This window comes from Actinoallomurus oryzae, from assembly GCF_039541955.1.
GTDB classification, from domain to species: Bacteria; Actinomycetota; Actinomycetes; order Streptosporangiales; family Streptosporangiaceae; genus Actinoallomurus; species Actinoallomurus oryzae.
This window is the reverse complement of the sequence record NZ_BAABHF010000088.1, coordinates 1-26,241: the sequence shown is the minus strand read 5'-3', so window position 1 is coordinate 26,241 and position 26,241 is coordinate 1. Positions and strand designations below refer to the sequence as shown.

Here is a 26,241-nt window from a genome sequence, read left to right as displayed (position 1 = left end):
GTGGCACCTCCACCACCTGGTCGGTCAGGACACGAAGCCGGGGTTCCGCGTGGTGGGCACAGACCGAGTTCGGCCCAGCCGGCAACCAGACCACGGCAACAAAGCGGCGACCGAGTCCCGTGTGACGCCCGACGCTGCCCGGCAGAATCGACCAGAGTTGTCGGATCCGGGCCGCGTCCTTCGTAGCTAGGGTGAGCGGCCGCCCACCAGGTGCGCTGCCACGACCATAGGAGATGCGACCGATGCCGCACCCGAAGGCCAAGGTCCACCACATGTTCGAGCTCATCGAGCCAACCGCCACCGTCACCTTCTCCGAGGTGCCCAACGAGGCGTTCCTGGCCCTCGGCATGCGCAACTACTGGGACGGATACTTCGCCGGCCGGGCCGCGCCACTGGGGCTGGTACCGGCCGAGGTGGTGCACGCGGTCTTCTACAACTTCGCCGACGGCGAGGTGGCACGCCACATCCCGTGGGTCTGGGGGAAGACCACCCCGAAGGAGGCGATCGCCGTGCGCGAGCGGGGCAGCGCCACCGCTCTGCGGCAGATGATCGGGGAGCTCGCCGACTCCCCCGATCTGGTACGGGTCGCCGACCTCGCCACCCGAGCAGCGATCAGCGCGCCGATCGAGGGCCGAGCGTTGTACGCCGGGCTCCGGACGCTCGACGTGCCCGAGGAGCCGGTGGCCAGGCTCTGGCACGCGGCCACGCTGCTGCGCGAACACCGCGGGGACGGCCACAACGCCGCCCTCGTCGCCCACGGCATCGGCGGCACCGAAGCCCACGTCCTCCTCGCTCTCTCCCGCGGAATGAGGCCGGAGGAGTTCGGCCGGATCCACCACCTGCCCAAGACACAGCTGGCCGCCGTCGTCGACGGCCTGCGCGACCGCGGCCTCGTGGACGCCGCCGGCGGGTTCACCGACGCCGGCCGGAAGACTAAAGAGCGGATCGAGGCCCTCACTGACGAGCTGGCGGCGCCGGCCTACGACGTGCTCAGCGCGGACGAGCTCGACGAGCTGGTCGCCGGGCTCGAGCCGATCACCGCCGCGGTAGAGGCCGTCGACGACTGAGCGGGCGCATGCGGGCGACGGCCACGACCCGGGGCTTGAGCAGCAACCGCCCGGTGAGTGGCGTTAGCGAGCCGGAGGGGCGTGGCTTATCGCCACTGGGCGGGCCGATGCGGGTGAGGGCTTTGGTCCTAGCAGATCTTGTAACCGGCGGATTCGTTCGCCGTGGGTCGGTCACGGTTCTACTGAGCGGTTCCGTGGTCTTCTTGTATGGGTGGTCGTGAGGCGGCTGCCCACTCCTCAGGGTGCGAGATCGGAAGCAGCCGGAACTGCTGTGGGTGGGTGCTGTCGTACGGCGTGACGGCTTGGAGTTTCATTCGGGTGTGGTCGTTGATGAGCAGCATCTCGATCACTCGCGCGGCGGTCTGCAGGTCCTCCGCGATCGTCCCGGCCGGGATTGCTGTGGGTGACAGGACGGTTCCGTCGTCTGCGCGATCGACGTAGAAGCCTCGCTGCTTGGCGCGGTTGGCCTGGTCAGCTGCGGCCGCGGCCTCCTGCTGCTGTTGCCTGGCGGCCTGGTCCCAGGCTTCCTGGTCGGTTCCCAGGTCGCGCATGGCGCTGTAGTCGCCCCAGAACTCGGCGAGGTCTTCGCCGAACAGGACTGCCTGGAGATACTTCCGTGTGTGGCTCATGCCGTACTGGGCGAGTGCGTTTACCGTGCGGGGTGTCTGGTCCCCTTGGCTCCAGGCGTTCTGGAAGACGTCGTAGATCCAGAGGGCTTTGCCGAGTTCTTCCTGTGCCAGGACGGTGAGCGATCGCGCGCGCCCGTAGGAGCCTGCAGAGAGCAGGCATCGGGCATCGCTGACCAGAGAGGAAGCGTTGTCCATCAGCGCTTTCCAGAACTCGCGTGCCTCGTCGGGGCGCATCTCCACCATCGTTTCAGTGTGCCGTGTCCGTTGCGGAGGTTAAGACTGGTTTTCGACCGTGATGCCCGGTGCGGCTGCGGGCCCGGTGTCGGTGGACGCGCCTATCGTGGCCAGATGCCCGCGCGTTCCAACGACTTCCAGGCGGTTGTGTACTTCGTGGAGCGGCACCTGGCCGCCGAGGCCACGGTGAGCGAGTCAGCGAGCCTCACCGACCGGGTTACCGGGCAGAGCCGCGAGGTCGACGTCCTGATCAGCACCAAGGTGGCGGATCACCCGGTATTGATCGGTGTGGAGTGCCGGGATCGTGCCCGACGCGACGACGTCGGCTGGGTCGAGGCGATGCGCGCCAAGCACGACGACCTGCCCACCGATCGCCTGGTGCTGGTGTCGGCCTCGGGGTTCACCGCGGCCGCCGCCGCCAAAGCCCGCCACTACAACATCGAGGCCGTCACTCCAGGGCAACCCATCCCCGAAGACGGTCCCCTCGCCCAGCTGCGAGCCCATCGCGCCGAATTCCGCGACATGACCTACAAGGACCTCACCTCGCTGCGCGGTGTGACCGAGGTCGAGGGGCAGACCCACGCGGTCGACCTGACCGCCGACCATGTCGTGTTCGACGCCGAGGGCCGCCAACTCGGACATGTCGCCGATCTGGTCCGCTCCACCCTCGATCAGGCCGACATGCGCTCGGGAATCGCGACAGCCGAGCAGGGCGACCAGTACGTAATCGTGGAGGTCAACCAGCCCCGCTACCCGACCGGCCAGCTCGAACCCGCCGTACCCTACCTACAGCGCCAAGGTGCCTCGCCGCAGTTACTTCCGCTGCTTGCGCTGCGGCTGGTGTGCGCGGTACATGTCGACATCCAGCCGGTGGAGCTGGCCGCCGGCACGCTGCGCGGCACCGGATACCTCTACGGCTCTGGCCGCACCGCCGGGCTAGGCGCCCTAGTGGTCTTTACCCAGATCGGTGACGACTCCCACCTGGCGGTCCGGCTTACCAGCGCCCAAGGCGACACGACCGACTGGACCGCCGACCGTTCCACCCAGACCCTGCTGCCCCATGCTGACGACCAGTAATGGCGGAATTTCCAACGGAGTTCATCGGCGCCGACGTGGTCGAGGATGAGGCGGCTGATGGAGGCCCGGCTCTCGGTCGGTGGCGGGCAGGAGGCGGGTGTCAGACGGGCCGAGGGGCGCAGGCCGGTCTGGCTTCGCCCGCGAGAGCTGGCAGCCGTGGAAAGGTGGGTCACTGAACCGGCGGGCGGACCAGGCTGCCGCGGAGGTCGCCTGGCCGTTCGCCTTCGGCCGGTGGCTGGTAGACGAACCCGAGCGCGGTCCACATCTGGAACAGGCCGCGATCCCACGCGCCCAGCACGATCTTCCCCTGGTAGTGGCCTTCAGGTACTCCATCAAGACGCGGGCGACTCCGCGGCGTCGGTGGTGCGGGTCCACGTACAGCAGCTGCGCGGTGAGGTGGTCGCCTGCGTCGACCACATACATCCAGCCCAGGCTCGCGCCTCTCGGATCGTCGGCGATCAGCACCGTCCATGCCTCATCCAATGAGTAGGGCGCGCGGTGCCCGCCGTGCTCGACGAGCGACCACCCCATGTCGTTGCTGTTTATCCAGTCGAGGTCGGCGGCGGCCGCGCGGCGGATTACGTACTGCGGTGGTCCGGCCGTACCGGGGGCGCCGGACATGTCGCTCTCCTGTTCATGGGGCGTGGGCGCCAGGGCCAGCGAGCTGGCTTGGGAGGAGACGACATCCCCGAAGGCCGGGAGGCCGGCGGGGATGTCGTCTCCTCAGCGCGCGGCTCGGTCGCGTCGGCGGCGGGCGGCGCGGATTTCGGCGTCGGCGATCTTGTCGTCGAGCAGGGTGTAGAGCTGGGTGGTTTCGGTGGAGGCGTGGCCGAGGCGTCGGCGTACGGCTTCGATGGAGACGCCGGCGTTAATGAGTTCGGTGGCGTGGGCGTGGCGGAGCTGGTGGATGTCGATGTCGACGCCCGCCGCGGTGCAGTAGCGCGTCCACCGGTGGTGGGCGGCGTCGTAGGACAGCGGCCCGCCGTTGCCGTTGATGGAGGCGCGGAAGAGCGGCCCGTGGGTGTAGCCGACCCGGGCCAGGTACAGCTTGAGCAGGGTGAGGTAGCCGCGGTCGTCCAGCAGCACGGTCCGCACGCTGCCGCCCTTGCCGTGGATGCGGGCGTGCTCATCATCCAAGCGCAGATCCAGGTCTTCGACGTAGATGCCGCAGGCCTCGGCGGCGCGGGCGCCGCAGACGTAGGCGGTCTCGAACAGCACCCGGTCACGCAGCCGGTCCAGTGGCAGGTCCTTGCGCGGGCGCCGGCTGCAGATGGCGTTCAAGACCTTGGCGACGTCGGCGGCCGCGGCCGGGCGGGGCAGGGTCTTGGGTGGGCGGATGGTGTCGATCCGGTCCATCGGGTTGGCGTCGAGGAGGTCGTGGCGGATCGCCCACTTGCAGAACGAGGCGACCGCGGCGCGTTTGCGTTTGCGGGTGGTGGCCGCCAGGCCGGCGATCTCGCTCAGGTAGGCGCGGACCGGCGCGGCGGTCAGCTCGCCGATCTCCTCGCCGTGGTGGGCGGCGAAGGCGATGAGGTCGCTGCGGTAGCCGCGGATGGTGTTGACCGAGGCGCCGGCGTTGGACAGGTCGGTGAGGAAATCGGACAGATGCCGCGTGAGCGGATGCTCGAGCCCGAGCCGCTCGGTCACGATCGGATCCACGCCCACCATCCTCAAAGTTGCCAGATAACTGGAAAACGAACCGCGCCGGCCGTCGGACGCCCGCCCAGCTCGCGCCGGGCGTCCGACGGCCATTTTGCCAGATAACAAAGGTTATCCCGCAACAATGCCGCCCGCCCTATTAGGAGCAGAACCTATAGCCCGAGCGCTTTTGACTCCCAGGCATGTACTATCGCAATAGCGTCGATCGCAAAGGATCTTTTATGAGCCATAACCGCTCACCCGTCGAGCCGCATACGCTCGCCCAGCTGGCGCGGCGCGCCCGACTCGCCTCCTCCCGCGCGCGCGCCCTCAACGCCGAGGGACGACTGCCCGCCCCCGATCTTCACGACGCCGACGGTCGGCCGCTGTGGAACGCCGCCACCATCGACGCCTGGTGCCGCACCACCGACCGCAAGGTCGCCGACGACGCCGTCTGGATCTACCGAGTACCCGACGCCTCTGCCACTGCCGAGGAGCTCTTCCACGGCATGGTCGAATTCGTCCCCTATCCGGGCGCGAGGACGGCGGCGGTCTTCGCCAAATGCTGGGGGACCGAGCACGGCCACCTCGTCTACGTGCGCGAGGTCGACGGTGAGCCCGGCGACCGCGGCCTGGACTACGCCCTCCAGGCGCGCGCGGCCGCACAGGTCGTCGCGCCGCGATTCTGGCCCGACACCCTCGTCCTGGTCGACTCCGGCCTGCCGTATCGGCCTAACGCGCTCGAAGATCCACCCGACATCGTGCTGAACATGTACCAGCTCAGCATCGACGAGACCGACGCACCGGACAGCGAGGGCATCTCCCCGGGACCGGAAACCCTGCGTGAACGCGTCGGCCGCCTGCTCGGCCGCCCGGCCGCCATCGCGCCCGAGCCACCCCCACGCCCCCACGCCACCGCAGTCCGCGGCTACGGAAGCCCGGAAGCGACCGACGTCGCCCGCGTGATCGGGACACCGATGCCGACCTGGATCCGCGGCACCTGCCGACGCGAGGCGATCGACCGGGCCCGCGCCTACTCCGGCACCTTCACCGTGCCCGACACCGCCTCGGCCTGGCAGCCCACCCTGGAACGGCTCAAGGCCGCGCACCGGAAACTGGCCGGTTCGCACCCGGCGGCATTCGCGCTGCTGGCCGCCGACGCCACCGCCACCCTCGCCGAAGTCCGCGGCATCCACGCCCAGACCCGGCAACGCGGCCCCGGCTGGTACCTGGTCGCCCGCCCGGCCGCACCCGCCCTGCCGCTGGATCTCGAACTGGAGCTCGCAGGGCTGCCCAAGGTGACCGACCTGCCCGCCGAGCAGATCACGGCCGAACTGGCAGAGCTACGCCACGCCGAGGCGAACCTGCCCGCCGACGACGACGGCGAAGGCGACGCCCTCGCGCACGCGGTCGCGCTGCTGACCATCGCCGCCGAGTCGATCGACCCGAACCTGGCCGTCGATGCGGTCATCGTGGAGGCCGGGACGATGGACGGCGAGGCCGCGGACCAATGGCGCAGCACGCTACGACGGCACCCGGACCCGGATCATGTCTGGAACACTCGGCGCGGGCGCCGCCTCCTCGAGTACGGCCACCACGCCCCGGACGACGTACGCGAGTTGCTCGTCGATCATGCCGACCGGATCATCGCACTGGTACCCTCCCGGGCCGGCGGACTGGACTTCATCGCCGAATGGCCCACCGGCCTGCCCTCCGGGTGGAACGAGACCACGATCATCGCCGGCGACCACGACGAAGGCCGCGGCTACGGCCCGGTCCTGGCCCTGACCCGCACCGCCGAGGGCCTGTGCGCCGACCTCGTCCCGGCCCCACCAGGAAGCACCATCTTCGGCGGGTTCACCTGGGGCTACGCGGGAGGCGGCCCGAGCCAGCTGTACGAGGCTCTGGTGCGCGTCGCCTGCGCCATTCCCCTGGGGTTGAACGATGAGTTCCGCGCCCCCTACGACAGCGAATTGAGCGAGATCATCACGACGACCGAGGGACCGCTGCGGCTACGGTGGGCCGACGTTCTCGCTTGGGCACGCCACGACTTGCCGCCCGGGGGCAGCGACCAGACCGGCGAGCGTCAATAAGCCGCCGCCCCTCGATGACCAGGTCGGCGCGTCGGCCTGGTCCCCTGCTAGCTCTTCCCGCAGCCGCCCTGCGCCCGCTGGTCCCGCGCCATCTGCTCGACGCTCTTGGTGCGGTAGTCGCTCATCGCCCGCGCATCGGGGATGAACTTCCAGTGACCGCTCTCGTACGTGAACACGTAGGAGGCGACGGCGAGGCCGAGGCGACTCACCCGCACATGTGCCTCGTACGCACTGTCGAGGGTGATCTTTTCGATCTGGAACTTCGCCCCGGCGGCCGGGTCCGGGCAGAGCTTGAACAAGCGAATGTAATCCGCGCGGGAGATGAGCTTCTTGGCCTTGGTGTAGTACAGGTCCCAGGTCGCCCCGTAGTCCCCGGCCGCGAAGCTGTCGAACTCCTCGGTCGCGGCGGCGCGGACAGCCGCTTCGGTGTGCGGCTCGACCCCGCTACTCGCCAGCGCGGTCGATGGCACGGCCCCGGCTGCGGGCGGCGGCGTGGCGGGCTCGGCCGTGTCGCCGGCTTTGGAGCATCCGGTGGCGGTGATGGCGACGGCAGCAAGGATGGCGAGGGTTCGTGGGTAGTTCACGCGAGTTGGACGCGTGCGGGGGGTGGGCGGGTGGCAGGGTGTCCGGATGCGGGCCCCACAGATAACAGGGGCACTTCACGCGCAGGCCGGCAACCGTTGCCGCAGGTGGCGAGCCGCCAGGGATCAAGATCATCTGAGTGTGGGTTTTGGCCGTACTTGGGCTGGACCCGCTGCAGCGCCTCGCTCCCGGCTGTCCGCAGCGACCGTGGTCGTCATCGCCATCCTTCTGCTGGCCCGCTGGACTCCGGAGCAGATCACCACGGTCCTTCTCGCCGCGACATTCACCGTCGCAGCAGGAGACCTTCGGCCGGTCCTGCAGAGGTGAACTCCTCGAAGGTCTGTACGCGCCGCCCGCCGAGGCCGCGACCGAGTGGGCACGCGGACGGCACTGGGCGAGATGAGAATAGGCAGGCCCTTCGGCCAAAGGCCGTCGGAGGGTCTCAAACGGCCGCCAATAGACCGTAAGCCGGCGGAAGCCGGCCTGCCCCCGCTCACCTCCGCAAGGTGGGCGGGGGTATGGAGACTAAGAGGTGACGGCCCCCTGCGGTAACAGGAGGCCGTCTTCGTATGTCCTGGCTCATGCCTCGTCTCACGCCTATGAACCGAAGATGTGCCTGCGGACCCACGCGTTGCTGCCCCTTAGACGCTGTTGACGTCTCTATGGCCCCATCACGTCGAGGTCGGGCCGACGGCTCTTCAGGACGAACGCGCTGTGACCTGCGTGAGTGACTTGCGGAGCTCCGGCTCCGCCGGTCGCGCGGATACGTATTTTTACGGATGTCCTTCCGGGAGGTCCTCCCAGGCTCGCAGGCCAAACCCGAACGCCACCGAACAATCTCAGACGATTTACCGGGCCCTGGCCGTTCGTCCACAGTGTGGGGTGGGAGTAGCTCTACGGGCTTATGTGGCGGTAACCACGAGACCGGCAAGGCGGCTCCCAGCAGTCCTCGTCTCACGCCAAGGCTGAAAGAAAGGTGCTTGACGGTGTCGTTCCCAATACGCGCGGTGTTGCGTGCCTTAATCACGCGCGACGCCTCTCCAGCGGAGCTGCCGGCGCCCGGCTCGGTCCCCCTCAGGCGAGCACATGAGTCCGTGGTGATCCTCATCGTCGTGACGGTGGGAGTCTTCTGGCTTATCGCTCACGGCTACCCGACCGGGGCCGCCCTTGCGGTCATGGGTGGTGCGGGTCTCATCGCTACCGAGTTCGTCACCCGATCGATGAACGTACGTCTGAGGGATCGGTAGCACTCCGCAGATGCCTGGTGCTGGACGACCAGAGCAGCCGCTTGTCCCTTCCGCCGGTCCGCTGTACCGGCTCGCCAGTGAGCTGCGTGAGCTGCGCCGGCGGAAGGGACTCACTTACCGTGAGTTGGCGGCCGAGACGGGGCTGGCGATCTCGACGCTGCGTGGTGCGGCATCCGGAGAGACGGTGCCGACCTGGCGGGTTGCGCAGGCCTTCGTAACCACCTGTGGTGGAGATTCCCAACAGGTCCGGAATCTGTGGGAAGACGCATGCGCCGCAGCAGGTAAGCCTCCCGAGGAGGAAGCCGGACCGGCCGGCCCGCCTGACCCCGCTACGGCATCGACTCCCGAAGAGTTCACGATGCTCATGCGGCGGCTACGTGCATGGGCGGGCAATCCGTCGCTGAAGACACTCAACGAGCGCTCGGGTGGATACCTGCTACCTCCGGCCACGGTGAGCGAGGCGCTACGTCGGCAAACGCTTCCGCGGCGGCGAGAACTGCTTTCGGCGTACGTACGCGCCTGCGGGCTCACCGATGAGGAGGCCCAGGCGTGGGAACAGGCATGGACGTCGCTGAAGGCGCATGAAGCCCCCGAGCTCACCGGCACCGTGGTGAGCGCCATGCTGGAAGGTCCGGCCGAGCTCGCGACGGCGCCGGACAAGAAATTGCTGTCTCTCCACGCCGAGGGCAACCCGGACGCGTTCCCCATACTCGTACGCCGCCACTACGACAGGATGATGGCGGTTGCGATGCGTACGCTTGGTGACGCCGATGAGGCCGCCGACGCGCTGCAGGAAGCACTGCTGGCGGCCTACCGAGCGGCCGACCGCTTCCGCGGCGACGCAAGTGTGGTGACCTGGCTGCACCGGATCGTCGTCAACGCCTGCCTCGACCGGCTACGCAGACGCTCGATCCGGCCGGTCGTGCCCATGGGCGATGACGCGACGCTCGAGTCGATCGCCCCGAACAACATCGACTCGACGCTGGCGCATGAAGTCTCGGTGGAGGTCTCCGACGCGCTACGGCTCATCCCGTTCGAGCAACGGGCAGCATTGGTCCTGGTGGACATGATGGGGTACACCACCGACGATGCGGCGCGCGTCCTGGATGTCCCGCCGGGCACGGTCAAAAGCCGGTGCGCACGAGGCCGAGCCCGCTTGGCCCCGCTGCTCAAGCACCTCAAGACCACCGAAATCAGCGACAACACCTGAGCTTCTCCGAGGCCAGCTTCCCTGGCTCCATAAGTTGCCACCCCGGGTTGTCAAAGTATCCGACAGTGGATACTTTATAGCTCCCGACACCCCAGGTATAAACTCAGGAGGCAGCATGATCGTGATCACTCTCGGCTCAGAACGGATCGTCGACCCGACTGACGACGACCTTGGCCGAGACCGCATCGGCTACAGCCCGACCATGAGCCCGCTCGCGCTCTACGACGCCAGTCATGGCGCCTGGCACCTCGGCGAGCGCGCCCACAGAGAACACTTCGCTCTGATGACCTTTGACGGCGTAGGCGTCCTCGCCGTAGAGATCAACCACATCGCGCCGGTCGCGGCCACCTCTGGCAGCCGTGAGGGCTCCCGGCGATCGGTGATCCACGGCCAGGTCCTTGCCGCCGGGCACCCGGTCTACGACGCCTACATCGGGAAGCCAGCCCCGATCCCACCGCAGCGCAACCCGATCGGCTACTACGACGCCCCTGAAGAACAGACGCCGTGCCTGTGCGGCTGCGGTGAAACGACCCCCGCCGGCAAGGACTTCATCCCCGGCCACGACCAGACTGCACTGCACGACCGGGTGCGCCAGATCGGAACCGTCCAAGACTTCATCGGCTGGTTCGACCGCACTCACGGCAACTGGCCGGACATCAACGTCATCTACGAGCCCGTCAGGCTCGAAGACGGAACCCCGAGCGGAGAATCAGCCCGCCAGCGCCACCGCCTCGGCTGTGGGCACTTCTACCTCGACAGCTCCGGGAAGATCCTCAACACACCCCGCATCGCGACCGCCGAGGAAATGGCGTCCCTCAAGCCCTGCAAGACCTGCAAGGACGCATCCGCAAAGGCCGCACTCGCCCGCTGAGCCTCGACAGCTGCAGGCCCCGGAGGCGGACAGTCTTGCGTCGCTGGTTCTGCAGCGGTCAACACGCTCACGGCTTCTCCTCCCGACTCGTCACGCGCGGCCGTCGCGGGGGCCGCCGGGGGCGGTCGCGTAGTGGTCGAGCATCTCGTCGTCCTCGCCGACCGTTCCGGCCAGGAGCCGGGCGATGTGGCCAGCCTCCCACGAGCCGGGCCGCCCGGCGGTCAGGACGTGGCTGCCGTTCTCATAGCAGGAGGCGACGGTGGCCAGTACTCCGGCCAGCCAGCCGGGGAAGTCCTCCTCCGTGTTGACCACGCGGCGGAGCGCGGCGACGACCTCGCGGGCGTAGTCCTCACGCGGGTTGGCGGGCCGGGCCTCGGCGCGGCCGGTGACGATAAACGCGGCGCCGATCGGGTGCCGTTCGACGGCGAACCCGCGCTGGCGCAGTACCTCGGCCACCGCCGGCAGCAGAATCCGGGGTTCCTCACCGGTGCCGTCGTCCCGGGTGGCCCAGATCAGCATCACGACGCGTTCGCGGTCGGGACCCTCGTCGGCGACGTCGATGCCAACTCCGGCGCCGGTCTCGCCAGCGATGCTCAGCCCGGCGTCGCGTAGCGCGGCCTCGACGTCACGGGCCAGTTCGGCGTACGGGTCGGTGCTGTTGGTCATGACGGCTTCCCTGCCTTGTCGGTCGTCTCGGCCAGACCTGCGTCATCGCCGCGCTTGGCCACCTTCTCCCACTCAGTGACGGTGCTGGGCGAGACACCGCCGACCTCGGCCGTGCGGCGGACGCTGACGCCAGCGGCACGGGCAGCCAGAACCGCCCGCCGGACGCGCTTGGTCCAGCCTTCGACCGCCCGCCGTGCCTCCGACAGCGACGCGGCCTCGGCCGCCAGCACCTTGACCGCATCGGCCTGCTGCTGCTCGGGCGTACGGCTTGTGTCCACTCGGGCCTCCGCTCCACCAATCGTGTATCACCAACATAACATTTTGTGCCAGTGCCGGTACAGTGCTGGCCGTATCGAATCACGACCTGTGGCGCACAGTTGGCGGCCTGACCCGTCGTGCCCATGCGGGGCTTTCGCCGTCGCCGACTGCCTCGGCGAGCTGACACTGGAGATCGCCCGGCCTACATGGCCGAGGACCACGCCACCCGCCTGCTCGCCGACTTCGCCGATGACATCGGCCTCACCATCGGCGAGGTCCTGGCCCGCCGCCGCTACGCCTACACCGGCAACCGGCGCAGCCTCCACGGCTACCTGTAAGGAGGGCTCGGCCTCTGCATCACGGTCAACGAACTTGGTCCTCGCCCCAACCGCTCTGGGTTGTGAGCATCAGCGTTTCTTACGCACAGAGACGGAAAGTCGAGCTTTAGCAAGATCGAATACTATTCGGTATTCTACGCAAACCGGGACACTTTACACATCTAATCGATTTGTAAATCTATGCGTGGAGAATGTCACATAGGCGCCGACGCAAATCGCTTGCCTGTGAATATTTCAGGCATCTGATCAGCCTTCTGGACTGACCCTCTTCTCCAATGTCAACCCCGTTGGACGATCTGGGACAGGGATGACCAGGCCTCTGAGCAGCAAGGTTCCTCACCACGGACGATCTGAGACGCCAAACACGAGAGCAAAGCATGCACTCGGGATGAGATCCTTTCTCTCTCCCCCGTTAACGATCAGTGAAGAGAAACATGGCCAGCGAGACCCCCGACCGGACCCTGCGCGATGTCTACTACGCACAAATACTGGAGTACTGGGACTTTTGCGGCACACCGAGTATGCGGGTGATAGAGAAGATCTCCAAGCAGCTCCCCGAACTCTACGGAGAGCAGTATCGGGACCTGCCGTCGCTGAGCCGCACGACCGCCCACGGCCTCATACACGGGAAGCGGAAAGGCCTGCCAGCGACGGATCAAACCTCCTCGCTGATCCTGTCCCTCCAGCGGCTCGCGTTCATGTCCGGGATCCTCAGCGAAGATCCGGGGCCTGCCGGGCTGCGCGAATGGCATGATCGTCTTCGGCGCTTCCGGAAACTCGGCGCTGATACACCCGCACAGATCCTCGAAGACCGTCGGCCTGCCCACACTGGTCCGACCGACAGCACGATACTGACCGAGCCGGCTGAGCAAGACGATTCACCGCCCGCTGCGCCTGGGGCCGAGCACGAACAGCGGCAGGCGCTGACGCTGACGCAGCAACGTTTCTACGACTCCTTCGGACCGTACGGACTCACGTTGCTCGCGGCCGCCGATGATGACCACGATCCCGACGCTGCCTATCGTGTGGCCGTCCTGCTCTACCTGGAAAGGCATCACCCCCGGGAGGCGCTCGCATGGCTGACGAAGGCGCTCCGTAGTGACCACTTCGGAGCGGCCAGACTGAACGAGGCCGACGACCCGATCCAAGCGGCCGCCGAGCATGCGCACAGGCTGGCATCTTTCGCCTTCGCCGCAGGAGATTCCGAGGTCGCGCAGATCTTCTACGAGCGTGCGGCCCGGCATGGTCACGCCGAGGCAGCCTTCGAGCTCGGCGTGCTGTTCACGGAAGCCGATGAGCCGACGCGGGCCACCTACTGGTTCAACGTGGCGGCGGAAGGCGGCCATGAGTACGCGAGATCGCGCTTCGAGGACATTCATCGAACCCTGCTCGGCGAGACGTTCGCCCCGCCTCGCCCTGAAGGCCTGTCATCGATGGCGTACACGGACGAGCTCTTCCCCATCGACGATCCGGAGGCAACGCCACCATTCGGCCTATCCGCGGTCTGAGGCCGGTGCCCCGGCCGACACCGGAGGAACGGCGCTGTCCTCATGTGTCACGAACCGTCGGAGATGCCGCCAACCAGTTCGCACCCCGGCATCGTGAACTCCACCGCCGCCCGCCGCACCCCCTCATGCGAAGGAGTTCGTTCCGAATGCCCTGCCTCGGTGTCATCCCCCTGGTGCCCCCTGGAGCAGATGCGCTCCAGCGCCGCGCCGACACAGCCCTCAGTAACTTGCTCGTTGATACCTGGTCGTTGCACACCGGTCGAGCGCTGCCGCGCGACGTACCAGTCGAGGACCTCAGCTCACAGACCCTCATCGGGTTCTGGGCCGACCCGGCAATGTCGGACGGGCTGACATGACCATCCGACCCGACGAGCGACCGAGCGAGGTTGCCTCTCCCACTCGCCGACCTATGTGGCCCTCGATGCGCACCGCCCTGGTCGCCTTCGACATCAACCACTTCGGAGACGAACGCCGCGGCAACGACATCCAGCTCTACCTCCGACAGGCAATGTATGAGCTGATCGGCGACGCCTTCTTTTCCGTCTCACCCGTCTGGGAAAACTGGTACCGGGAGGATCGCGGTGACGGCGTCTTCGTCATCGCCCCACCGTGCGTCCCCGCCGAGGCCCTCATGGACCCGCTCGCCCAACATCTTCTGGCCGGCCTTCGCCGCCGGAATCAGATGGCCAGCACCCTCACGCATCTACAGCTCCGCATGGCCGTGCACACCGGCCAGATCCACCGCGACCCCCACGGAATCGCCGGCCACGCAGCCCTCCACCTCTTCCGGCTACTGGACGCGACCACGTTCAAGAAGGCCGCCGTCAACTCCGACGCTGACCTCGCCCTGATCGTGTCCGACCACCTGTTCGCCGACGCCAGGCACAGCGGACTCATCGAAGCCGAGGCCTATCAGCCCCTTCGGGTCTCCATCAAAGAGACCCGCGCCCGTGCCTGGCTCTGGCTCCCGCCACTCCCCCACCGGCGTTCTCCCTTCCAGCCGATGAACTGAGGCCGGATCCCCAAGCCGGGGGGAGACAGGCCACCACGAGCTGGCGGCTGACGTGGCGGCCGTCTCCCCCCAACGCCCGCTGGCCGCGATGGCCAGCGGCACGCGAAGGGGGGCCAGCGACTAGCTGGCCCCCCTTCATCAATCCGGCTATCGCAGGACGGGCCGCAGGCCACTCCCGCACTGTCGCCCCCCGCCTACACGGCGGGGGCTTTGTGCTGTTCGACAGGGGTCGGCGGGGGCTACTCTGGCGCGCCGAGGAGAGCGACTAGCGCCTTGATGTCCTCAGGGGTGAGGTGCCGCCGAATGAGATCGGCAACCGCCTCTGGTGACTCCCAGGGGACCCCACCACCGTTCCTCTTTACCGCGGTAAAGACCCCCGTGCCGTCTGCGTCGTCGCGTCCGCGGTTCCCGCCTTCGACCCGTTCGCTTGAGGGTGGCTGTCGCGGCCGTGGGGAAGGCTTCGACGCTTCGGCAAGTGCTGCTTCCTGCTCCTCGGGGGGGAGCGACGCGATTGACCGGGCGACCCGCACCGGGACGTCTCCGGCCCGGACACGCGCCTGAATCGCCGGCGCCAGCTTCAGCAGCGCCCGCCGCTGTGACACCCAGCTCTCGTGCCGCCGAAAGCGTTCAGCGGCGACCTTCGCCGACCCGCACTCCTGAACCATGGCCTCGACGGCGAGGGCCTCCTCGACCGGGTCGAAGTTCTTGCGGTCGATGTTCTCGGACAGCAGGGCGTCCAAGAAGGCCGCGCGAGACTCTGCGACCTCGTCACGAATGACCGCCTCGAGGGCCTTGAGGTCGACGTGGAGAGCTGACCGGTAGCGGCGTTCTCCATTGGCTAGGACGTACTCGGCCGAGCCAACGTGGTCGGCGTGCTCGGGCCAAAGCTTCAGGTAAGCGGCGCGACTGACGACAACGACCGGCTGTAGCTGCCGGACACGCATGCTCTCGCCGAGCTCGGCCAGCTCGTCAGCATCCCCGAAGTTTTCCCGCGGGTTGAGTGGGGTTGCCGCGATCTGCGCTGGCCGGAGTTTGGCGACTTCCGTGCCGCCGCCTGGTACGTCCTCGACGGGCGCGGTAGCGAGCGAGGAAAGCCTGACTCTCTGCCCCATCACCGACCGCCCCCGTAGCCCAGTTCGAGGGCGAGGCGGAAGTAGTCTTCGCGGGCTTCCATCGCGATCCGGTTCTTCGGGTACTGGGTGACAACGACGCCTTCCGCGGACGCGCGCGTGTGAATCTTGTACCGACGGATGATGGACCGAGCCCGCGGCCAGCCCTTGGCGTCGACGTACGCCTCTGTCTCTTCGAGGTCCGCACGGCCGTCGCGTGGGTCCCAGGCATTGATGAAGGTCCGGAACGAAAGGCCCCTCGGCTGGATAGCCATGGTGATCGTTCGGGCCGTGGCGTCGAAGGCGAGCGGCTCGGGAGGGATGGGGATGACGACGTCAGTTGCGATGTCGAGGCAGGCGGCGAGGATGTGTTCGTTCTCCAGGTTGCCGGGAGTGTCGACGAACACGTGCTTGTAGCCGGAGGCCGCACTGCCGAGGGTGTCGTGGACGACTGCGGCGAGGTTGACCGTGGTGGTCGTCTTCCCGACGCCGCCTTTCTGGTTCGCGATGACGTGGATTTGCGCGCCGAGGTTCTTCAGGTTGGCGATGCCGTCGGGGTCGTCGTGTGCCTGGGTGAAGTCGAAGGGCAGCTTGGCGTCGCCAACGCGATCTGCCCACCAGATCGCCGAGCCTTGGGGGTCTGTCGAGACGACGAGGACGCTTGATGACATGAACGCTCCGTATGCTTCCCGTGTTAGCGGTACTTCGGGCGTTCGCATCTTCCCAGACCGACAGCCGGCTGGTTAGTGGGCATGCGGAAGACGAGACTCTTTACCGCGGTAAAGAGTGGGTGTCGTCCCGGGAAGTCACAGGTTGCCGTCTTTACATTGTAAGGGTGCTGGGCTGGGACGATCATGCCACAGCCTCTTCGTCGTCGGTGATCTTTTGGCGACGGGCCCGTTGCAGGGCCAGGGCGTACCGCCGACGGGATGCGGTCTCCTCGGCGTCGACGGCGGCTGGGAGCGGTGAGGGGAGGGCCTCGGGGGGTTCGGTGGCCCACTCAATCGTGAGGCCACCTGTGAGGCTGGTGTGTTTGTGGCGTGTGTTGGCCCGGGTGATGCCTGCGTGCATCTGCTGGCGGGCGTGTCGGCGGGCAGTGGCGGTGGCAGCGTGTCGTTCGGCGCCTTCGGCGGCCCGCAGGGCCGCCGTGGCGGCGTAAATCTGCCCGTCCTCGTCGACGGGCCGGTCGAACCTGGCCCGCAGGGCCCGCAGGGTCCTGCCGAGCCGCCAGGTGAGCACACCGGCGAGGCTGTCGGCTGAGCGGACCTGGTGGGTGAGTAGCTCGATGACCTCGGACGGCGGGGTGTGGCGTAGGACGAGCACCAGCAGCGGCACCATCCGGTCCAGCTCGGCGTCGGTGGGAAGCCGGTGTGGGCCACGCTGGGCTACCCACCGGTCTACACAATCGGACAAAACACCCAGTGCGGCAGTCCGTTCGTCGTCACTGATCCGTCCTCCCCGTCGGTTCGGTGTTCGGCGTGGATGTGCAAAGACTCGCGTGGGTGTGGAGGGGTTCTTTGCCTTCGCGTATAGGGGAAACGCCTCGCAGTAATAGGCAGAAAGCGAGTCGAGATCGGTATCGGTGCTGGCCAGCGAGGCTCCGTCCGACCCGGTGACCGTCGTGGGGGTGGTGGTGGCCCTCCGTGCGGACGTGGCCGCTCCATAGCGGACGAGCCCAAACTCAGCAGTCTCCTCAAGGGCCTGGCCGGCGTGGTCGTCCCAGTCGCGGACGTGGGCGTCCAGGTCCATGGGTTGCGGGGACAGGTCGCCGGCGGGGAGGTCGGCGGGGAGCTGGGCGGGCGGGAAGCACAGCACATAGCGGGCGTGCTCGCCCGGCGCCGAGTGTTGAGTCTGGCGGACCAGGCCGAGTTCGCGGACCACCTGCCAGTGCCGATACGCCGTCGTCTCCGACACGCGATGCCACTTGGCGTAGGAGGCGATCAACCGGCCGGTGTTGGGGATCCGCCCGGCCGCGTCCGCCCCGGCGGCCGAGGTCAGGTACCCGGTCATGTGCCGCACCGCGCGGGTGGTCAACGCACGCCGCCACTGCTCGGCCGCCAGCTTGCCGACCTCGGCTTCGGCCTCGGCCGCGTCCTTCAGGTCCGAGATCCGCTTGTCGGCCTTCGGGCCGGGCCGGGCCGGGCCGAACTCCTCGACGGCGCGGGCGGTCACCAGCCGCACCAGGCGCAGCCAAGGCCGGCGTCGCATCCCCGGCAGCAACAACTCCGACCCGAGCGCTGCCGGACGCGGCACCGTGGCGCTGTACCGGGCCGCGGCCGCCACCGCCGTCAGCGCCACCGCGACGAAAGCGTTGTTGATCCGCTCGAACCACGCGGCCACCGCCGCACGACACCTTGCCACCACGGCGGCCGGATCGGGACCCAGGCTGGTCGGAGGCGGCCGGTCGCCGCCGTCGTAGGCGGGCATCCCGCGCATCCGTGGGCCCAGCAACGGCCGGTCCTCATCGGGCGGGACAGCAGCGTTCAGCGCAAGGTAAAGGGTGTGCGTAGATCCGGCGATGTCCGCGTCAGCGCTGTGTGACGCGCCCGCACCCGGGCATATGGGACTCGCCGGAGGGCAATCAGTTATGCTGTCCTCCAGACTCAGGCCCCGAGCATCCGGGCATGCGAAAGCCCGGCCGGTCGGGGTGTTTCACGAGGGCCCTCGCGATCAGCCGCCAAGCAAATCCGCGACGGGTCCTCGAGTCGTTTTAGGGGAGTGGTGCTGGCGCTCCCCGGCGCCGTGTGGCTACCTCGTGGTGATCTCCTTGATTTCCTTTGGTCGGCGCTAGGCGCCGACGGGCAGGCGCTCCTGGCGGACCTGTGGCTGAGGGTGGATGCCTGCCGCGTGGGCCATCGACACGACGTCCACGATGTAGTCGCCGACGTGGGCGTAGCCTGCTGCTGCGGCCGCATCCACGACCGTGGTGTTGAGGGCCATCGGCAGCCTGACAGTCCACGGCTTCCTGACGCCCTTGCTCGGTCTCGGCATGTCCGATCCCTCCTACGCTCACGATCGTCGGGCCCAAGTCCTATCGGATTCTGAATCCGGAACCAAGGAACTGTGGTTACGGCGTGTCGTGCTGCCATGACTCCGCAGCGTCTCGAACTCGCGATCACCCGAAGCTCACCGCCGGCTATGCCGGTGGCCGTGGCGTTTGTATGCATGGTGTCCCTTGTGGCTGGTGTGACTTGCTGGCCGTAAGAGAGCCCGGACCGGGAGCCGGTCCGGGCTGTTGTCAGCAGGTGGCGAGCATTCGTCCGAGGGCGGTCTTGTCGGCTGTGGTGATCGGCAGCCGGTACGCGGTGGCGACCGTGATGTAGCGGGTGGCGTAGCCGCACCGCTCCTCGCGTTGCGGCATCCACTCGGCCGGTCCTTGGTCGCCCTTGGCCTCGTTGGCGGAGCCGTCGACGGCGAGCAGGTTCCGGCGGTCGTTGGCTGCCTTCTCCCGCTGGGCGAGCGACCACTGCGCGGCGCCCATCACCCACATCCGGTGGAGCGGGTAGATGTGGTCGATCTGGACCAGGGCGGAGGCGCTGCCGCGGCGGAAGGTCAGAGTCTTGCCGGTGTAGCGGTCGTGCAGGGTTCCGGCGGTGACGGTGCACTGGCCGCGGCGCCGGAGGTTGGTCAGGTCACGGGCAAGGATGTCGTTGCGGGTGTCGCAGTGGTTGTGGTCGGTGTCGACCCAGCCAGTGCCGAACCGTGCGCGGCTGTAGCCCGCCGAGGATCCGGGGGCGGCGATGCGGAGGTGCGCGAGCTGGCCGTGCGGGTCGGCCGGGGCCGAGTCGGCGTTGCCGGCGCTGCAGGCTGTGAGCGCCAGGCAGGAGGAGGTGACGGCGGCCACCGCGGTGAGGCGGGCGGTGACAGGTGACTGGTGCCAGGGCATGGCTCAGGCGTCCTTTCCGGCGAGGTGGATTTCGGCGAAGCCTTCGGTGTGCAGGTGGGGGATCGATTGAAGGAGCTGGCAGTGTTGGGCGTCGACGACGTCGACGGGCACGCGGCGGCCCCAGCGGGCGGCCCCGTGCAGGCCGGGCCGAGTGGCGTTGCGGGTGTGACAGTCCGGCAGCGGGGTGGTGAGCACGATCGCGATGGCGGGCACGTGGTTGGCGCGGGCGAGCTCAAGTAGCGGCCGCCGCGCGTCGGTGGTGAGGTTGGTGGCGTCCACGACGGTGGTGAGCCGCCGGTGCATCCGTGCGGCCAGCACGGTGTGCAGGACGGTCACGGCGTCGGCGGTGGCGTCTTGGTCGCAGTCGTCGTCGCTGACGGCGCCGCGGAGCGCATCGAGGCTGAGGACCTGGGTGGGACCCCAGCCGGCCGCGAGGGTGGACTTGCCGGCGCCGGCGACGCCGATCAAGACGATCAGCGCGGGATCGGCCCGAAGCTCGCTCAGCACGTCGGTGCTCATCGGCTCGTGACCGGGGCGAGGCCGCTGTGGATTTCCTCCAGCGCCAGGCGGGTGTGATCCAGGCCGGCGAGGGCCTCGCTCAGAAGCGTCTGGCCGTCGGGAAGCCAGTCCTCGACGCTGTCGGCGCTGGTGAGGACCTCACCGATCAGGCCGACAGTCGCATCGATCTCGTCGATGAGGACCGCCAGGTCTGAGCGGCGCATGCCAGCGGTCTCTTCGCCGAGCTGGCCCAGATTGGGCCTGGCCGCGGCACGCGCGGCGGTGAGAGCCTGGCGGACCGTGGCGACGGCGGTCTCGGGCCGGGAGGTTGTGTCGGCGGTCATCGTCGATGCCTTCTTTCGGGTAGTTCAGGCACGGGCGCCGACGGTGGCGCGCCGGCGGCGGGTTTCGCGGCGGTCGGCGCTCTCGCCGGGCAGGTCGTCGTTTCCGGTCCAGGCGTCGTCTCGGTCCTTGACCCCGAGTGCCGCGGCGAGCTGCGCGCGATGCTCGGCCGCCTGGGATGCGGTGACCGGGACCCGCCACACCGCCTCAGGGACGGGAGAGAGAAGTTCGGCTTGAAGCCGGCGCACGGCCTCGCCGTGCCGGCACTGGCCGCAGGGAGGTTCGCCGTGGATCTCGTGCGTGAGCATGCCGAGGTGAGATCCGCATTCGGGTCGGTAGTGCGTCGGCTCGGGTGTCATGCGGCTGCTCCGTCCTTGGCCGCGCAGTCGTTGCAGACACCGAGGCGGCGGGCGGGCTGGTAGCCGCGGTCGACGCCGCATCCACGGCAGATCCGGCGGGCGGCGATGGCCTTGGCGATCGCCTCGCGCTGGGCGGGGGAGGCGGTGCGCTTGGGTTTGGCCAGGCTGATGTCGTACAGGTAGGCGACCCGGGTGCGGGGGTGGCCGGCGTAGCGTCGGGAGACCCACAGCACCTGGGCGGCGATCGGCTGCCCTCCGGGACGCAGGGGCGGGCTGCAGGCGGCGAGCTGGCGCCGGGTGAGCAGGTGCGGCGGCGCCAGCTGCCAGGGGTAGGTCGGGATCCCGTACCGGGTCCCGGACGGGTCGTAGAAGCGTTGCCGGATGCGGCTGGAACGGCTCATCACTGGGCCCGGCTGCCGCGGCGGGGCTTGCGGCCGGTGCCCCGGCAGGCATCGCACGGCCGGTGGGCGCTTTTGAAGACCGCGCCGAAGTGCTTGCCGCTGCCTCGGCAGGTCGAGCACTTGGTGAAGGGGTGCAGGTGCACCGAGATGCGGTAGGCGACCACCAGAACGGCTACCAGGACGGCGAGGGCCAAAAACCCGCCGCCGCTGCTGGGTGCGTCCTCCTGCCCGCTGCGGGCCTGCTGGATGTGGCGGGGGACGTTCACGACCAGGGTGAGCGTGGCGTCGTGGTGGGGTGTCATGCTGGTCATCGACGGGTCCCTTCGATGAAGTGATCTGTTCGGGAAAAGGGGGCTCCGGCGGTGTTTGGCGACAGGCGCCGGAGCCCCGCTCTGTGGTCAGGTCGTCGCGTCGGTCCGCCGCACGATGCGGGGCAGGATCCGCCAGGAGCCGGGACGGCACCGGGCGGCCTGGGCGCGGACGTGCGCGGCCGACCCCAGCCGTTCACCGGTCTGCTCGCAGCTCCAGACGGTCGCCCAGTCGGGCCGCAACCCCACGGCGGAGATGACCAGGCCCGCCGCTGCCCCCACCAGGAGCAAGCCGAGCGCGATCAGCGCCCACACCGGGTGCGAAGGGATGACGAGCATCGCGCCGATGACGACGAAGAACACCGCGATGCTCGCCCGGGACGGCATCTGGGGGTGCGGCGCGTCGATGGCGCCGGCGGCCACGTCCCGCTCGGCGACGGCCATGGACACCAGCGACTCGGCGGCTTGCCCACCGACGCGCCTGGCCGCGTGGTCCGCGATCTGATCGATCAGCTCCGCGCGGGCGTCGCGGTCGGCGGTGAGGGACAGCTCGGTCCACAACGTGATCTCGGCGATCGAGACGGCCGGGCCGAACGTGGCCGCGACGTCGACGAACGTGAGGTCCGGGCCGCCGGTGCGGACCAGGTCGTTCTCGCCGAAGACCCGCGTCGGGCCGTGCGGGCCAATGTGGGCGTGGACGACGCCCGGGACCGGGCCGGAGCCGGTGGTGACCGTTTGCAGCCCCGCCCACCGGTCCTCGCACCAGATGCGGCCGCCGGCCTTCAGGTCGCGGGCGGGGGTCCAGCTGGCGGCCGCGACGGCCCGCTCGGTGTCGGCCAGGTGACGCAGCAGGCTCGCGGAGGAGGCCAGGGACTCGGCCATGTCCCGGCCGTTCTCGTGCTCGATGGGGTCCGGGCCCCACGCGGCGGGGTGCTGGCGGGCCAGCTCGGCGTCGATGTCGGCCAGGGCGTCGAGCAGGCCGGCGCGGGTGGCGGGGTCGGCGCTGGTGTGCAGGCGGCGGCTGATCGCGTGGGCCGGGCCGTCGGTGGCGAAGTAGCGGCGCTGGGCCTTGCGGCGCTCGATGATGCTGGTCAGGGACATTCCGGGTGGCTCCTTCGGTCGATGACGGTGGTGCTGTTCGGGGCTCCGGTGGTGTTTGGCGACAGGCGCCGGAGCTGGTTTCAGGTGGTCAGTGCTGTTCGGTCTCGATGACGACGCGTTCGTCCTGGCGGATGACGGTCTCCCAGCACTGACCGCAGGCGGTCTTGCCGATACGCCGGCGCATCCCGTGGTCGCGGGCGTCGCACAGCTTGCGGGCCTTCTTGGCCAGCGGGTGGGTGCCGGCGAGGTAGTCCGGTTCCCACTCGTAGTTATTGATGCTGCTGCCGGTGCGCTTCTCCCGGTCCTGGCGGCGGACGGTCCGTACCGCGTTCACGGCGTCGGCCGCCGACAGCTTCCCGGAGCGGACCCGCTCGCGGGTCTCCGGCGCCAGCCGCATCAACTGGAGGTAGTAGGAGACGGTGGAGACGGTGATCCCGGTCCGCTGGGCGATCTTGGTGTTGGTGTAGCCGCGGTCGCGTAGCTCGGCCATCGCCTCGGCCTTGTCCATCGGGTTCAGGTCGCGGCGCTGGACGTTCTCGACCAGCATCAGCTCCAGTGCCTCGGCGCTGTCGACCGCGGGGCGGACGATGACCGGCACCGTGGTGAGGCCGGCCTGCTGGGCGGCCGCCAGGCGGCGGTGCCCGGCCAGCAGCTCATACTCACCGTCGCCGCGGTCGGGATGGGGCTGGACCAGCAGCGGCTGCAGAATGCCGTGCGCGGCGATGGAGTCGGCGAGCTCGGACAGGTCGCCGAGGTCGTCTCGGACGTTGGCCGGGTTCGGGTGGACGAACGCGGTCCGTATGACCATGGCGTGGCGGGTCTGCGCGCCGGCGGCCGTGGCGCCCTCGTGGCTGATGGTGGTCATCGGGTGGTGTCCTTTCCGGCCGCCGCGGCGGCCTGGGGGGCGCGGCGGCGGATGATCCGGACCGCTTCGCGGGCCGTGACCGACTGCGCGCCGGCGCGGATCGCCTGGCGGCGTTTGTTGTCGGTGACCGCGTAGTTCCAGTACGGCGACGGGCGGTCGCCGTAGGCGGTGCCGGGCTGGAACCAGGCCCGCTGCAGGCCGATACCGGCGGCGAACTCGTGCAGCTCGGCCTGGGTGTCGGCGAACAGGTGGGACCAGTTCGCGGTGAGGGTGCCGACCGTGGCGGGGATGCGGGCGTCGTCGACGTAGACCGTCATCTCGGGGTCTCCTTCCTTTCCTCGGGCGTGGTGGTGTCGGCGGACGGCTCCGGCATGGCGACAGAACACCGGGGCCGTACGCCGCACATCGGGCAGCACCGGGACGCGCCGCCTTGGCGTTTGAGTTGCCGTTCGCGGGCCCGCGGGCCGGGCCAGGTCCGGGCGAGCTGCCAGCCGATGCCGGCGGCCTTGACCACGGCCAGCAGCCGGGCGCCCTGACCGGCCTGGTGCGCGGCGAGCCGGGCGGGCAGGTCGTCGGTCCACCCGAGGTAGTGCCGGGCGTGCTTGTACGGCATGTCGAAGTGCAGCAGGTAGACGGTGCCCGCGGTCATCGCGCTGGCCTGTCTGCGGGCAGGTCGGCCAGCAGCGGCGCCAGCTCGACGGCGGTCTTGGCCTCCAGCGCGGCCGCCAGGCGCTCCTCCAGCTCGGTCGGGTTCAGCCGCCCGGCGCTGAAGTGCTCACGCAGCGTGGTGGTGACCTGGTCACGTTCGGCGTCGCCGATCCGCAGCCACTCCGCCTCGACGCGCCGGGCCTCATCGCGGTGGGCCGTGGCCGCGCTGCGCCGCGTGATGTGGGCGCGCAGGACGGTCAGCAGGCCCCACCCGCCGAAGATGACCGCGGTGACCGGCAGCAGCAGCGGCATCCGCACCTGGATCGTGGCGCCGACGCACACCGTGGTCCCCAGGACCGTGACAGACACCGCCGCCCTCATCCTCGAGCGCGGCCGAAGATCACCGCGGTCGTTCATCGCCATCGCTTGTCGACTCCTTGGAAGAAGTAGCGGCTACTTGTGCGTCCACCGCCGGGAACTGGTGGTGGAGCTGGCCGTCGAGCCGGCGGCCGGCGGCCTTCTTACCGACGCGGCGCATCGGAAGGCTGCGGGAGCCATGTGCAGGGCCCGGCGTGTGCTCGCCGGAAGCGGTGATGAACGAAGCGGCGCCCTCAGGCCACTGGCGACCGTCCTCGTGGTCTGGCGCCCACGCACCCCACTGCTTGAAGAAGAACGGCTCGCCGATGGCCTCACACTGGTCGCGAAGAGACCGGACCCAGTCCGGGTGCATCGGCCGGGCGCCGGGCCCAGACTCCCCGCCGGCGATGACCCAATCGATGCCGGACCAGGCGTCTTCGGCTTCGCGGACGGGGCAGTCGGCCCAGCGGTGGCATTCGGGGGTGTGCGCGGCCGGATGTGCGCAGGTTCCGTCCTGAGCATCGACGTAGCCGCAGTCGGGGACGGGCCGCAGCCATCGGGACAGGTCGAGTGGTCCCAACAGCGGCTCGGCTGAGATGAACCGGACGGCGGCCGGCGTCTGCAGCAGCGCGGGGATGCGCAGGTCGGCCCAGTGCTGGTTCTCGACCGAGACGCCGAGCCAGACGTTCGGCAGCGGCCAGTGCAGCGGCGTCGGGGCGTCGAGCAAGTCGAGGTCGCGTTCCATCTCCCGGAGCCGCGGCTCGATGCGGGGCATGAGCGATCGCATGCGTCCGTGCCGTTTGGTGAGGATCTGAAAGGTGTGCTGCGGGCTCCACCACATCCGAGTGAACACCGCAACGATGAACGCGTCGGGCACCGCATCGTGGAACAGGTCGCTCATGCTGTTGACGAAGACCCGTCGCGGTTTCTTCCACTTCAGCGGCTGGTCGAGACGCTCGGGCCGGAGCGTCACGTCGAATCCGTTTTCGAAGTGGTGGCCGGGCGTGCCACGCCACCGCTCGGCGAACGTCTCGGCGTAGCAGTGATCACAGCCCGGCGAGAGCTTCGTGCACCCGGTCACCGGGTTCCATGTGGCGTCTGTCCACTCGATCGTGCTGTGGTCGCTCACCGCGGCTCACCCGCCAGCATCGGCTCGTTCACGGGGTCACCGGCCCTCGTCGCCGGCGGTGGGCGCCGGCAGGATCTGGGCCAGCGCCGTCGCCAGGTCCTCGTCCTGGGTCGCCGGTTCGACGGCCAGCTCACGCAGGTTCTGTTCGGCGATGCCCTTGGCCGTTTCCAGGTCGGTGGCGTGGCCCTCGCGGTCGTAGTCGGCGAACGTCATGGTGGGGCGGACGCCCCACCGGAACGGCTGCCCTTCCGGGTGCGGCGGGTTGTCGGGGTGGGACCCGTAGTCCCAGATGGTCGCTCCCCAGCCGTTGAGGCTGGTGGAGTGCCAGGTAAGCCCGTGGCCGTCCTCGTCGTGGTGCCAGCTGACCTGCGCGTGCGCAGGGTCAAGACCGGTGCCGGGGTGCAGGAACGCGTAGTAGGCCTCGGCCTCGGAGATCAGCCGGTGCGGGTCGTCGTCGGGGGTGCGGTCGTCGGGGCGGTTGCTGTCGGCGTGCTGCAGCGCGGTGAAGCGGTCGCGGCGGTCCTCGAGGTCGGTCGCGGCGTCCATCCAGGCGTGCAGCGCCCGGGCGTGGGCGGTGACGGCCTCGGGGATGTCCGCGTGGATCGTGAGGCGCTTGGCGTAGCGGAGGATCTCCGTGCGGTGCAGGCGGGTCGTGCTGGCGGGCAGCGTGTCGTTCATCGTGTGCATCTGGCTGTCCTCGTTCTCGGGTCCGGCGGTACGGGGTCAGGCGTCGCTGGGGCGGGTCGTCGTTGCGGGGGTGTGCTGCTCGGTGGCCTCAAGCGCAGCCTGGAGCTGCTCGGCTTCGCGC

31 protein-coding genes and 2 pseudogenes are annotated in these 26,241 nt (G+C 69.0%); 9 read left to right on the top strand and 24 right to left on the bottom strand.

The genetic code is table 11. From position 1 onward, the window contains the following. Positions 1–242 precede the first annotated feature (242 nt). A complete protein-coding gene (locus ABEA10_RS50670) occupies positions 243–1,067 on the top strand; it encodes a MarR family winged helix-turn-helix transcriptional regulator (RefSeq protein ID WP_345475897.1) in 825 nt (274 codons plus the stop codon). A gap of 179 nt (positions 1,068–1,246) precedes the next feature. Here the strand turns inward: ABEA10_RS50670 and ABEA10_RS50665 are convergent, their stop codons facing one another. Beyond that, positions 1,247–1,939 carry an AbiV family abortive infection protein gene (locus ABEA10_RS50665; protein ID WP_345475896.1) on the bottom strand — a complete coding sequence of 231 codons (693 nt, stop codon included), beginning with the start codon at positions 1,937–1,939 and terminating at the stop codon, positions 1,247–1,249. A 105-nt stretch (positions 1,940–2,044) separates the two neighbouring features. Here ABEA10_RS50665 and ABEA10_RS50660 point away from each other — a divergent pair, with 105 nt between their 5' ends. Continuing rightward, on the top strand, positions 2,045–3,007 hold the full coding sequence (locus ABEA10_RS50660) for a hypothetical protein (protein WP_345475895.1): 963 nt from the start codon (positions 2,045–2,047) through the stop codon (positions 3,005–3,007). Between the two features lie 169 nt (positions 3,008–3,176). Here the strand turns inward: ABEA10_RS50660 and ABEA10_RS50655 are convergent, their stop codons facing one another. The 3 genes and pseudogenes from ABEA10_RS50655 to ABEA10_RS50650 form a co-directional block, all read right to left on the bottom strand. Further along, positions 3,177–3,305, bottom strand: coding sequence for a hypothetical protein (locus ABEA10_RS50655; RefSeq protein ID WP_345475894.1), 129 nt, complete (start codon positions 3,303–3,305; stop codon positions 3,177–3,179). Between the two features lie 17 nt (positions 3,306–3,322). Next, a pseudogene (locus ABEA10_RS51505) lies at positions 3,323–3,538 on the bottom strand (GNAT family N-acetyltransferase); the annotation flags it as partial. 192 nt (positions 3,539–3,730) lie between these two features. Beyond that, positions 3,731–4,675, bottom strand: a complete 945-nt coding sequence (locus ABEA10_RS50650; RefSeq protein ID WP_345475893.1) for a tyrosine-type recombinase/integrase — start codon at positions 4,673–4,675, stop codon at positions 3,731–3,733. A 212-nt stretch (positions 4,676–4,887) separates the two neighbouring features. On the opposite strand from ABEA10_RS50650, the gene ABEA10_RS50645 reads away from it, so the two are divergent. Further along, positions 4,888–6,738, top strand: a complete 1,851-nt coding sequence (locus tag ABEA10_RS50645) for a hypothetical protein (protein WP_345475892.1) — start codon at positions 4,888–4,890, stop codon at positions 6,736–6,738. A gap of 47 nt (positions 6,739–6,785) precedes the next feature. On the opposite strand, the gene ABEA10_RS50640 is transcribed toward ABEA10_RS50645, so the two are convergent. Then, positions 6,786–7,322, bottom strand: a complete 537-nt coding sequence (locus ABEA10_RS50640; RefSeq protein WP_345475891.1) for a hypothetical protein — start codon at positions 7,320–7,322, stop codon at positions 6,786–6,788. Positions 7,323–8,577: 1,255 nt separating this feature from the next. Here ABEA10_RS50640 and ABEA10_RS50635 point away from each other — a divergent pair. The 3 genes and pseudogenes from ABEA10_RS50635 to ABEA10_RS50625 all read left to right on the top strand — a co-directional run. Next, a pseudogene (locus ABEA10_RS50635) lies at positions 8,578–8,805 on the top strand (helix-turn-helix domain-containing protein); the annotation flags it as partial. A gap of 381 nt (positions 8,806–9,186) precedes the next feature. Further along, positions 9,187–9,777, top strand: a complete 591-nt coding sequence (gene sigM, locus ABEA10_RS50630; protein WP_345475913.1) for an RNA polymerase sigma factor SigM — start codon at positions 9,187–9,189, stop codon at positions 9,775–9,777. A 115-nt stretch (positions 9,778–9,892) separates the two neighbouring features. After that, entirely contained in the window at positions 9,893–10,648 is a 756-nt protein-coding gene (locus ABEA10_RS50625) for a hypothetical protein (RefSeq protein WP_345475890.1), read from the top strand. 90 nt (positions 10,649–10,738) lie between these two features. Here ABEA10_RS50625 and ABEA10_RS50620 read toward each other — a convergent pair whose 3' ends face one another. Beyond that, positions 10,739–11,314 carry a hypothetical protein gene (locus tag ABEA10_RS50620; protein ID WP_345475889.1) on the bottom strand — a complete coding sequence of 192 codons (576 nt, stop codon included), beginning with the start codon at positions 11,312–11,314 and terminating at the stop codon, positions 10,739–10,741. After that, the gene (locus ABEA10_RS50615; RefSeq protein WP_345475888.1) at positions 11,311–11,592 is read right to left on the bottom strand and encodes a hypothetical protein; all 282 of its coding nucleotides are present in this window, start codon (positions 11,590–11,592) and stop codon (positions 11,311–11,313) included. Before ABEA10_RS50615 ends, ABEA10_RS50620 begins: the two co-directional genes overlap by 4 nt. A gap of 186 nt (positions 11,593–11,778) precedes the next feature. Between ABEA10_RS50615 and ABEA10_RS50610 the strand changes: the two genes are divergently transcribed. The 3 genes from ABEA10_RS50610 to ABEA10_RS50600 all read left to right on the top strand — a co-directional run bounded on the left by ABEA10_RS50610 (position 11,779) and on the right by ABEA10_RS50600 (position 14,430). Further along, complete coding sequence (locus ABEA10_RS50610; RefSeq protein ID WP_345475887.1) at positions 11,779–11,910, top strand: hypothetical protein; 132 nt, start codon at positions 11,779–11,781, stop codon at positions 11,908–11,910. Positions 11,911–12,344: 434 nt separating this feature from the next. Beyond that, positions 12,345–13,418 carry an SEL1-like repeat protein gene (locus ABEA10_RS50605; RefSeq protein WP_345475886.1) on the top strand — a complete coding sequence of 358 codons (1,074 nt, stop codon included), beginning with the start codon at positions 12,345–12,347 and terminating at the stop codon, positions 13,416–13,418. A 421-nt stretch (positions 13,419–13,839) separates the two neighbouring features. Continuing rightward, the gene (locus tag ABEA10_RS50600; protein WP_345475885.1) at positions 13,840–14,430 is read left to right on the top strand and encodes a hypothetical protein; all 591 of its coding nucleotides are present in this window, start codon (positions 13,840–13,842) and stop codon (positions 14,428–14,430) included. A gap of 239 nt (positions 14,431–14,669) precedes the next feature. Here the strand turns inward: ABEA10_RS50600 and ABEA10_RS50595 are convergent, their stop codons facing one another. The 17 genes from ABEA10_RS50595 to ABEA10_RS50515 all read right to left on the bottom strand — a co-directional run bounded on the left by ABEA10_RS50595 (position 14,670) and on the right by ABEA10_RS50515 (position 26,120). Continuing rightward, entirely contained in the window at positions 14,670–15,542 is an 873-nt protein-coding gene (locus ABEA10_RS50595; RefSeq protein ID WP_345475884.1) for a ParB/RepB/Spo0J family partition protein, read from the bottom strand. Beyond that, positions 15,542–16,210 carry a ParA family protein gene (locus tag ABEA10_RS51500; RefSeq protein ID WP_425551076.1) on the bottom strand — a complete coding sequence of 223 codons (669 nt, stop codon included), beginning with the start codon at positions 16,208–16,210 and terminating at the stop codon, positions 15,542–15,544. Before ABEA10_RS51500 ends, ABEA10_RS50595 begins: the two co-directional genes overlap by 1 nt. A gap of 181 nt (positions 16,211–16,391) precedes the next feature. Further along, the gene (locus tag ABEA10_RS50585; protein WP_345475883.1) at positions 16,392–17,966 is read right to left on the bottom strand and encodes a hypothetical protein; all 1,575 of its coding nucleotides are present in this window, start codon (positions 17,964–17,966) and stop codon (positions 16,392–16,394) included. A gap of 360 nt (positions 17,967–18,326) precedes the next feature. Further along, a complete protein-coding gene (locus ABEA10_RS50580) occupies positions 18,327–18,530 on the bottom strand; it encodes a hypothetical protein (protein ID WP_345475882.1) in 204 nt (67 codons plus the stop codon). A gap of 247 nt (positions 18,531–18,777) precedes the next feature. Next, positions 18,778–19,425, bottom strand: a complete 648-nt coding sequence (locus ABEA10_RS50575) for an HNH endonuclease family protein (RefSeq protein WP_345475881.1) — start codon at positions 19,423–19,425, stop codon at positions 18,778–18,780. Positions 19,426–19,428: 3 nt separating this feature from the next. Beyond that, on the bottom strand, positions 19,429–19,944 hold the full coding sequence (locus ABEA10_RS50570; RefSeq protein ID WP_345475880.1) for an AAA family ATPase: 516 nt from the start codon (positions 19,942–19,944) through the stop codon (positions 19,429–19,431). Further along, complete coding sequence (locus ABEA10_RS50565) at positions 19,941–20,267, bottom strand: hypothetical protein (protein WP_345475879.1); 327 nt, start codon at positions 20,265–20,267, stop codon at positions 19,941–19,943. Before ABEA10_RS50565 ends, ABEA10_RS50570 begins: the two co-directional genes overlap by 4 nt. Before the next feature lie 24 nt (positions 20,268–20,291). Next, positions 20,292–20,624 (bottom strand): hypothetical protein, encoded by a 333-nt coding sequence (locus ABEA10_RS50560; protein ID WP_345475878.1) that lies wholly within the window; start codon positions 20,622–20,624, stop codon positions 20,292–20,294. Then, entirely contained in the window at positions 20,621–21,025 is a 405-nt protein-coding gene (locus ABEA10_RS50555) for an RRQRL motif-containing zinc-binding protein (protein ID WP_345475877.1), read from the bottom strand. The genes ABEA10_RS50560 and ABEA10_RS50555 overlap by 4 nt, the downstream gene beginning before the upstream one ends. Continuing rightward, positions 21,025–21,336, bottom strand: coding sequence for a hypothetical protein (locus tag ABEA10_RS50550; RefSeq protein ID WP_345475876.1), 312 nt, complete (start codon positions 21,334–21,336; stop codon positions 21,025–21,027). The genes ABEA10_RS50555 and ABEA10_RS50550 overlap by 1 nt, the downstream gene beginning before the upstream one ends. 87 nt (positions 21,337–21,423) lie before the next feature. Beyond that, positions 21,424–22,434, bottom strand: coding sequence for a hypothetical protein (locus tag ABEA10_RS50545; protein WP_345475875.1), 1,011 nt, complete (start codon positions 22,432–22,434; stop codon positions 21,424–21,426). 88 nt (positions 22,435–22,522) lie between these two features. Continuing rightward, positions 22,523–23,299, bottom strand: a complete 777-nt coding sequence (locus ABEA10_RS50540) for a ParB/RepB/Spo0J family partition protein (protein ID WP_345475874.1) — start codon at positions 23,297–23,299, stop codon at positions 22,523–22,525. Continuing rightward, positions 23,296–23,616 (bottom strand): DUF4031 domain-containing protein, encoded by a 321-nt coding sequence (locus ABEA10_RS50535; RefSeq protein WP_345475873.1) that lies wholly within the window; start codon positions 23,614–23,616, stop codon positions 23,296–23,298. Before ABEA10_RS50535 ends, ABEA10_RS50540 begins: the two co-directional genes overlap by 4 nt. Further along, on the bottom strand, positions 23,613–23,948 hold the full coding sequence (locus ABEA10_RS50530; protein WP_345475872.1) for a hypothetical protein: 336 nt from the start codon (positions 23,946–23,948) through the stop codon (positions 23,613–23,615). Before ABEA10_RS50530 ends, ABEA10_RS50535 begins: the two co-directional genes overlap by 4 nt. Continuing rightward, complete coding sequence (locus ABEA10_RS50525; protein ID WP_345475871.1) at positions 23,945–24,316, bottom strand: DUF1707 SHOCT-like domain-containing protein; 372 nt, start codon at positions 24,314–24,316, stop codon at positions 23,945–23,947. The genes ABEA10_RS50530 and ABEA10_RS50525 overlap by 4 nt, the downstream gene beginning before the upstream one ends. A 31-nt stretch (positions 24,317–24,347) precedes the next feature. After that, positions 24,348–25,433: a DUF5131 family protein gene (locus tag ABEA10_RS50520; RefSeq protein ID WP_345475870.1), complete on the bottom strand. Its 1,086-nt coding sequence runs from the start codon at positions 25,431–25,433 to the stop codon at positions 24,348–24,350. Between the two features lie 36 nt (positions 25,434–25,469). After that, positions 25,470–26,120: a hypothetical protein gene (locus ABEA10_RS50515; RefSeq protein ID WP_345475869.1), complete on the bottom strand. Its 651-nt coding sequence runs from the start codon at positions 26,118–26,120 to the stop codon at positions 25,470–25,472. Between the last annotated feature and the right edge of the window lie 121 nt (positions 26,121–26,241).